8 protein-coding genes are annotated in these 8782 nt (G+C 46.0%); 6 read left to right on the top strand and 2 right to left on the bottom strand.

The window, feature by feature from the left end:
* Nucleotides 1-999, top strand: a 999-nt coding sequence (gene malK / locus BCT81_RS19990; protein ID WP_102425567.1) for a maltose/maltodextrin ABC transporter ATP-binding protein MalK, incomplete at its 5' end; no start/stop codon positions are given.
* Nucleotides 1000-1209: 210 nt separating this feature from the next.
* Here malK and BCT81_RS19985 read toward each other — a convergent pair.
* Complete coding sequence (locus tag BCT81_RS19985) at nucleotides 1210-1410, bottom strand: hypothetical protein (RefSeq protein ID WP_004737706.1); 201 nt, start codon at nucleotides 1408-1410, stop codon at nucleotides 1210-1212.
* Between the two features lie 212 nt (nucleotides 1411-1622).
* On the bottom strand, nucleotides 1623-3539 hold the full coding sequence (locus tag BCT81_RS19980) for a methyl-accepting chemotaxis protein (RefSeq protein WP_008215806.1): 1917 nt from the start codon (nucleotides 3537-3539) through the stop codon (nucleotides 1623-1625).
* Between the two features lie 456 nt (nucleotides 3540-3995).
* On the opposite strand from BCT81_RS19980, the gene BCT81_RS19970 reads away from it, so the two are divergent.
* The 5 genes from BCT81_RS19970 to BCT81_RS19950 all read left to right on the top strand — a co-directional run.
* Nucleotides 3996-4952: a MoxR family ATPase gene (locus BCT81_RS19970; protein WP_102425566.1), complete on the top strand. Its 957-nt coding sequence runs from the start codon at nucleotides 3996-3998 to the stop codon at nucleotides 4950-4952.
* 10 nt (nucleotides 4953-4962) lie between these two features.
* Entirely contained in the window at nucleotides 4963-5889 is a 927-nt protein-coding gene (locus tag BCT81_RS19965) for a DUF58 domain-containing protein (RefSeq protein WP_102425565.1), read from the top strand.
* The gene (locus BCT81_RS19960; RefSeq protein ID WP_102425564.1) at nucleotides 5886-6371 is read left to right on the top strand and encodes a DUF4381 domain-containing protein; all 486 of its coding nucleotides are present in this window, start codon (nucleotides 5886-5888) and stop codon (nucleotides 6369-6371) included. The genes BCT81_RS19965 and BCT81_RS19960 overlap by 4 nt, the downstream gene beginning before the upstream one ends.
* Nucleotides 6364-7356: a VWA domain-containing protein gene (locus BCT81_RS19955; protein WP_102425563.1), complete on the top strand. Its 993-nt coding sequence runs from the start codon at nucleotides 6364-6366 to the stop codon at nucleotides 7354-7356. The genes BCT81_RS19960 and BCT81_RS19955 overlap by 8 nt, the downstream gene beginning before the upstream one ends.
* On the top strand, nucleotides 7349-8782 hold a 1434-nt coding region (locus BCT81_RS19950; RefSeq protein ID WP_102425562.1), incomplete at its 3' end, for a VWA domain-containing protein. The genes BCT81_RS19955 and BCT81_RS19950, both read left to right, overlap by 8 nt.

Genomic DNA, 8782 nt, shown 5'->3' with positions numbered 1-8782 from the left:
GGCTGTGGTAAATCGACGCTGTTACGTTGTATCGCAGGTCTAGAAGACATCACTTCCGGTGATTTGTACATTGGCGACGAACGTATGAACGACGTTGAGCCATCAAAGCGTGGCGTAGGTATGGTATTCCAATCATACGCGCTATACCCTCACCTAAACCTTTACGACAACATGTCTTTTGGTCTTAAGCTAGCGAAAGCGGATAAAGCTGAAATCGATAAGCGTGTTGAACATGCTGCTGAAATCCTGCAGCTTGGTCACCTACTAGAGCGTCAACCTAAAGCGCTTTCTGGTGGTCAACGCCAGCGTGTTGCAATTGGGCGTACTCTGGTTTCTCAACCAAACGTATTCCTACTGGATGAACCGCTATCTAACCTAGATGCTGCTCTGCGTGTTCAAATGCGTTCACAAATCACTAAACTACAACGCCAGCTTGGTTGCACCATGATCTACGTTACCCACGATCAAGTGGAAGCGATGACAATGGCTGACAAAATCGTTGTTCTTGATGGCGGTTACGTATCTCAAGTGGGTAAGCCACTGGACCTATACCACTACCCTCAAAACCGTTTCGTTGCTGGCTTTATTGGCTCGCCGAAGATGAACTTTATGTCTGTACACATTGAACAAGCGGAAGCAGAGCGCGTACTGGTACAGCTTTCAAACGGCATGACTTTCTGGATCCCTGTTGATGGTACAACCGTTAACGTTGGTGACCGCATGTCACTGGGTGTTCGTCCTGAGCACTTGATGTCTGCAGAAGCGGGCGACGCAACGATTGAAGGCGAAGTGATGATTGTTGAGAAGCTAGGTAACGAAACTCAAGTTTACCTAAACCTTGAAAGTGCTGATGCAGACGTTATCTACCGTCAACCAGACACACTAACAGTAGAGCCTGGCGACAAACTCGCTATCGGTATCCCAGCGCACCGTTGTCACCTGTTCCACAGCGATGGCAAAGCATGTCGTCGTCTGTACAAAGAGTACGGCACTGAATAAGCGCTAAGCCTTTAAGATATAACTTGCCCAATTCAAATCCCTCTTACGCTGTAAGGGGGATTTTTCTTTAGATTCGACCTATATCAGTAAGCAATAAAAACCAGTAAGCAATAAAAAGGCCTAGCGCGTGCTAGACCTTTATATGTTCTGTTTGAGCCTTAGCCCAACCAATCACTTAACAGTTTCACCTAAAATAGGGTTGTTTTAAGCTTAGTGGATTGGCGTATCATTCTTTTTGTTGAACTGACCAAAGTGCGCTTCTAATACTTCAGGTGTCAGTTTGCCTTCCGCTTCTAGTCGCTTAAATTCAGCAACGATCGCTTTCTGCTCTTCAAGTGATGGCAGTTTTACCTCAGGCTCATCGCCCATCTCTTGAGTCATCTGCTCTAGTTCTTTTTCAAAATCGCTCATGATACATACTTACCTAAATATTAAACCTAATCAGATTTTACTCATTTCCGCTCTATGATGCTAGGTTGATTGAAAGCAAAGCCCGAAACCAGATCAAGCTAAATGCAGTTAGAAGCAAATGAGCTCACCAATAAAAAGAGCCGGATTCACGATGAAATGAATCCAGCTCTTCGTCTATATCACTTTCTAAGCCATCTTAAAGCTTGAAAGGATTAAAGCTTAAATGAACCAACCATCTTATCTAAGCGAGAAGACAAGTCACGAAGCTCTTGGCTCGCTTCAGCAAGTTGCTCAGCTGTGCCTGTTGTGACTTCGTTTATCGCGTTGATCTCTTCGATGTTCTGGTTAATGGTGTGAACCACCGTTGATTGCTCTTCAGTTGCTGTCGCGACTTGCGTGTTGCGGTCAGAGATATCAACGATACGGTCAGAAATACCACCCAACACATCAACCGCTTCATCTGATGCTGATACACCTTCAAGCGTAATCACTTTGCCCGCACTCATTGCGGTTACCGCATCTTTTGCATCGCTTTGCAGTTGGTTGATCATCTTCTGAATCTCTTCCGTTGAATCAGCAGTACGACTTGCTAGATTGCGAACTTCATCCGCTACAACCGCAAAACCACGACCTTGCTCACCGGCACGCGCAGCTTCGATCGCAGCGTTCAATGCAAGTAAGTTGGTTTGCTCTGAAATATCGCGGATAACACCCAGAATAGAGCCGATGTCTTGAGTGGTAGAAGCCAGTTGCTCTACTACCTGCCCAGTGCTTTCGATGTCTTGTGCCAAACGGCTGATCGCATCTTTTGCTTTGTTCACAACAGAACGGCCTACTTCAGTATTGCCTGAAGCCTGTGTTGCCGTTTCAGCTGCGGTTGCGGCGTTCGATGCAATCTCGCTGATGGTCATGCCCATCTGGTTGATTGCAGCCACCACTTGAAGGGTTTGGTCACGTTGCTCTTGGCTGTTGTCATGAGTGATGTGTGCTTTATTAGAAACGCTCTCCGCCGCTACTTGAAGCGCTTGGCTTGTAGAGCATACCTCTTTCATCGACTCGTGAATCTTCTCAATGAAGCCGTTGAAGCCTTTTGAAAGCTGAGCGATTTCATCATTGCCTTTCACTTCGATACGCTGCGCAAGATCACCGTCACCTTCACCAAGGTCACTGAAACGCTTAGCCAATAGCTTGATTGGCTGAGTGATGCTGTTCGCTAGTACTACGCCCATCAAGATAAATGCTAAGGCTACGACCGCAGTCATGATCAACATCTTTTGGGCTGTCTCATCTAGCTCAGCAAACACTTCACCTGTTGGAACAACGCCAATAACGAACCAATCCATTGACGACACGTACAAACTTGCGACAAACAGTTCTTGGCCTTGGCTCTCTGTCGTGATCAGGTTGAAACCTGACTTATTCAGAAGTTGGCTTGCTTGAGGGCCGTAAAGTTGTTGAAGAGAAGAATCACTGCGAGAACGCTCACGGTGAATCTGCACGTCACCTTGGCTGTCGGTTAAGAATACAAAACCAGTATTCTCAATTTTGAAGCCATTAAGAAGGCTCACCATGTCGTCCATCGATTTTGATAGACCAGACATCGCCAAACCTGAAGGCTGTTGGTAGTTAGCGAACATCTTCACTTCACCGTTGGCTTCTTGGAACATGCTCACCATGGTTGGCTGCCCAGATTGAGTAAAGCCAAAGAACCAACCATCTTGTTGTTGATTAAGCTGGCGTAGGAAGCCATTTTGGTTCCAGTAATACGCCGTTTGACGGTTTGCTACTGAAGCATCATTTAAGTTGTATTGGTTACGCACATTATTCAGTTGTTTAACCAACTTACTCTCTAACGCTGGATCGCGATCTGTCGACTCGATTGCATCAGAAATAAATTCATTTGAAGCAATTTGCTCAGCAGCCAGCAATAACTGGGAAACTTCACGGTCAATCTCACCATTGATTCGCTCTAGCATTCCAGGAAGTTCAATATCGACCAATCGATGACTCAATACGTCTCGTGCTTGTTGCTGTGCCATCGCGCCAACAATAACCGTAGAGGCAAGAACCGCAAAAGTAATACCTAGTACTACCTTTTGCTTAATACTCAGAGAGTTAGTTTTAAACATATTTGGACCTTTTAAAAAGAATCGCTCTTCATTTGTATCCCAAAAACAGGGCTTTTTAGTGCACTCTTAAGCTAAAATGCACAGTCTGAGTTATGTATCGACCAACACCCATAAATCTAAAGAGTCATATCGCAAAAATTTGCAAAACAATGTAATAAGCAAAATCATCAAAAATCGTACAGCATCGGCACACCAAATATGCCGTCATTCGACCTTCATCGACCATCTACGCAATTAAAACTTCCACACACATACACAACTACCTCAGTAAGCACTTTGGTGTATAAACATCGATTGATATGGTAAAAACCACCTATCAAACGCGTTTCTCGCTAAGCGCTTGTAAATCATTCCAAATTTGAAAAAATAAATTACGTAGATGTACCGGAACTTTTTGCTTTCGAAAAGTGACCAATACTCACAATAAAAATCAAATGGATACCCAGAGAGTCCAAAATGCACAAAACGAATTTCGAAGTCCTTCAAAACTATTTAGAGTCTCAAATCATTGGTCAGCAAGAGCTCGTCAAACAACTGATGATCGCACTACTTGCTGATGGTCATATTCTGGTTGAAGGTCCTCCGGGGTTAGCGAAAACCCGTGCAGTCAAATCACTGGCTGATTGTGTTGAAGGGGATTTCCACCGCATTCAATTTACCCCTGACCTACTGCCTGCCGACCTGACGGGTACTGATATATTCCGACCAGAGACAGGGGAATTTACGTTCCAATCTGGGCCAATCTTTAACTCACTTATACTTGCGGATGAGATCAACCGTGCTCCTGCAAAAGTGCAAGCAGCAATGCTAGAAGCGATGGCAGAAAAACAAGTCACTGCAGGTCGAAAAACCTACGCCCTGCCAGACTTGTTTTTAGTGATGGCGACACAAAACCCGATTGAGCAAGAAGGCACATACCCACTGCCTGAAGCTCAATTAGACCGCTTCCTGCTGCACCTAGAAGTTGAATACCCAGACATGGAAAGCGAGCTTGAGATCCTGCGACTCAACCGCGGTGAAGCTCAAGGTAACGAATCGGTACAACCACAAGAAATCTCTCAGCAGACTATCTTTGAAGCGCGCCAAGAAGTACTCAATATCCACATGGCAGATACCATTGAACAGTACATCATCAGACTAGTAATGGCGACTCGCCAACCTAAGCAGTACAGCGACCAACTGGATCAGTGGCTAGATATGGGCGTAAGCCCGCGTGCGACCATTGCTCTCGACCGCTGCGCTCGTGCACATGCTTGGCTTGCAGGTCGCGACTATGTCACACCTCAAGATGTTCAAACGATGGCATTTCCTGTCTTGCGTCACCGCTTGCTTCGTAGCTACCACGCACAAGCTGAAGGTGTCACAGCAAACCAAGTGATTGCACACCTTATTTCGTTGGTTGGTAGCGCATAGGGACACGCGCATGAATAATTTATTACCGAACCACAGTGACGGCGTGATGCTGAACCTGGCCGAACTGCTGCAGTACAAAGCGCAGTCTGTTCGATGGTTGCCTCCAGCGAAAAGCCTCTGGTCACAGCTCAATGGTCAACACGAAAGCAACCGCAAAGGTCGCGGTATGAATTTCTCTGAAGTTCGCCAGTACCAAGCAGGCGATGACATACGCAGTATTGACTGGCGAGTAACCGCAAGAACAGGCAAAGCGCATACTAAGCTGTTCTCTGAAGAGAGAGAACAACCAGTCATCTTGTACTTAGATTTATCAAGCAGCATGATTTTCGGCTCAACCTTATTGCTGAAATCGGTTCAACTTGCGCACTTTGCTAGTCAGTTGTGTTGGTTAACCGTCGCTCAAAAAGACCGAATTGGCGCAGTCATCGATACCGGCAAAGAAATCATAGAAATCAAACCGAGTGGCAGTAACCATGCTCCTTTGCGTATTTTGCAAAAAGTCATAGAAATCAATAATGCAGCGCTAACCAACGACGATAATCGTTGCGATACCACCTTAGAGCATGGATTGAAGTCTCTTCATCAACTTTGCCCAAAAGGAAGCGATATTATTATGCTCAGTGACTTTGTGCGTTACCAAGAAAGTGACTACTCACTTATCAGTCAAATTCGCCGACACAACAGAGTACGTCTGGTACATTTTTATGACCCGCTAGAGCAAGGTCAAACGGCCTATAAAGGCTCAAAACAAGTCACCGATGGCAGTAAAACACAGTGGTTTAACTTCTCCTCCACGAAAGAGAAGCAAAAACTCAACCACGCGTTCTCATTAAAAAAACAGCAGCTACAACAGCTGAGCTTATCTCTCGCGATACCCTATAGCTCGTTATCGAGTGCACAGCCATTGATGAGCCAGATATCAGGAGCTCAGTCATGAAGCAGCCCTTAGATTTAAGCCCTGTGATTACACCAGATGCGCCAACATGGTGGCCTCTGGCGTGGGGTTGGTGGGCAGTGATTGTCACATCCATCATCTTGATTGCCCTTGTAGTTTTCATTGTAAGACGCAGAAACAACAATCAACAGGCGAAGCAAGAAGCGCTGTCTTACTTCACTAATAGTCAGTCTTCAGATCGTTTGTCTCCGAGTGAAGCACAACGCATCCTTCGTCAGGCTGCATTGAGCTACTTCCCACGAGAAAAAGTAGCAGGCCTAGCTGGTGATGATTGGTTGAAGTTCTTAGACGCGCAATTGAAAAAACCGTTGTTTGTAGAGAAACAAGCTCATTGGCAACAGTCACTCTATCAAGATCCAACTTCAATGAACGAAGAACAACATAAAGTCCAACAACAATTGGTGACTGACTGCGAAACTTGGATTCGCAAAGCCCTTCCTCCAAAGCGAGGTCGTTATGAGTAATCTCCTAAGCACTAACTTACTAAACATTGAATTCGTTTGGTGGTGGATGTTTTTCCTCGCACCATTGCCGTTTCTCGTTTACTTGTTCTCACCTAAAGCAGAATCAAGCGGTGCTCTCAAGCTTCCATTTCTGCCAGAAGACAGTAATACCAAAACACCGAGTACTCGCTTACCAAAAGCGTTGTCAGTGCTTATTTGGCTACTGCTAGTAACGGCGAGCGCTCGCCCGGCCTGGTATGGCGAACCCGTTGAGTTTCAACCGAAGCACCGTGATTTGATGTTGGTTGTCGACCTCTCCTACTCCATGAGCCAAGAGGACATGCAATTCAATGGCGAGTACATCGACCGCTTATCGGCAGTGAAACATGTGTTGAGTGACTTCATTGAACGCCGCAAAGGCGACCGAGTTGGTTTGGTGCTCTTTGCCGATCATGCCTACCTACAAACACCTTTGACTTTGGATAGAGACACGCTGTCACAGCAGCTCAATCAAGCAGTCCTAAGACTGATCGGTAATCAAACCGCGATTGGTGACGGCATTGGATTGGCGACCAAAACCTTTGTAGATAGTGATGCGCCTCAACGTGTGATGGTACTACTCAGCGACGGCAGTAATACCGCCGGGGTGTTAGACCCACTAGAGGCCGCAGATATTGCCAAGAAGTACAACGCAACCATCTACACCGTCGGTGTTGGCGCAGGCGAAATGATGGTTAAAGAGTTCTTCATGACTCGTAAAGTAAACACCGCTCAAGATTTAGATGAACGCACGCTAATGGAAATTGCCAAACGCACTGGCGGTCAATACTTCCGAGCGCGTGACAGCAAAGAGCTGGCAACGATTTACGACACTATCAACCAACTAGAACCCGTGACAAATGCGACCAAAATATGGCGACCACAACAAGAGTGGTTTGTATGGCCTTTGTCGGCTGCCATGTTCTTCGCATTTATGCTGTTAGCCATTAGGAGAAACAATGTCTAACTTTACTTTTATCTACCCATATTGGTTGTTAGCACTTGCTGCCCTGCCCGCTATTTGGTGGCTCAGCAAGAGACAATCGAAACAAGGGTTATTGGCTTCTCATATCGCGCGATATTTAGCCCCAGAATCAAGCAAACCGTCTAAAAACCGCAGTACTTACTTTGGTATCTGGTGGTTGGGTGGTGTTATTGCGCTAGCCGGACCAAGCTTTCAAAACAATGAGCAGCCTAGCTTTGAAAAAACACAGGCACGAGTTGTGATGATGGATATGTCGATGTCGCTCTACGCTACCGACATAAAACCAAACCGTTTAACGCAAGTGCGATATAAAGCGCTCGATCTACTCTCATTGTGGAATGAGGGCTTAACCGGAATGGTCGCTTACGCTGGCGATGCTTATACCATTAGCCCACTAACGTCAGACATCAACACCATTAAGAGCCAAGTACCGAACTTGTCTCCGGATATCATGCCTTACCAAGGCAGTAATGCCCCCGCAGCAGTTAAGCTTGCCATTGAGATGATGACTCGCGCGAAGATCTACCAAGGTGACTTGGTACTCATTGCCGATGACATCGATGACCAAGAAAAGAAAGAGATCGACTCGCTACTATCTGGTGGCAATTGGACGCTATCTATCTTGGCGGTGGGTAGTGAAAGTGGCGCACCAATCTCATTACCAAGTGGCTCGATGATGCAAACCGACTCAGGACAGACGGTAGTTGCAAGAACCAACTTAAAGAACATGCGCGATCTGACACGCAGCTATGGTGGCACCTTTACTGAAGTTCAGTTTGATAATTCAGATGTCGAACACATCGCAAACTACCTCGACCGCATTGCAACAACGACGGAAGTGACCAAAACCAATAACTCACTTAACACCAGAGTCAACAATGGCTTTTGGCTACTGCCATTCCTATTGCTACCTGCGGTTGGGCTTTTCAGAAAAGGCGTTATTTGGTGCGGATTGGCTGCAGTCTTAACATTTAGCCAACCGAACACGGCGTTTGCAAGCCCATGGAAAACCGACGACCAAGTAGGTTATCAGTTTTATCAAGATGAAGATTTCCAGCAAGCTGCGGAACAATTCAAACAGCAAGAGTGGAAAGGCATCTCACAATACAAAGCGGGTGACTTCGAAGCGGCTGAGCAAACGCTACAAGGTTTGACTGACGAAAGTGCTCGCTACAACCTTGCGAATGCTCAAGCACAACAAGGCAAGTACGATCAAGCGATTGAAGAGTATCAACGTATTCTCCAAAACAACCCAGATCATGAGTATGCGAAGAAGAATCTAGAAATCGTCAAACAAGCCCAGCAACAGCAACAGCAACAGCAACAGCAACAGCAACAGCAACAGCAAGATGATTCTGAATCCAAAGACCAAAAAGACCAAGACCAAGACCAAGACCAGCAGAATCAG

The sequence above is a fragment of the Vibrio sp. 10N.261.52.A1 genome (assembly GCF_002876325.1).
Classification (GTDB): domain Bacteria; phylum Pseudomonadota; class Gammaproteobacteria; order Enterobacterales; family Vibrionaceae; genus Vibrio; species Vibrio chagasii.
Note: the sequence above shows the minus strand (reverse complement) of the source record. Positions and strands in the feature narration are given on the sequence as shown.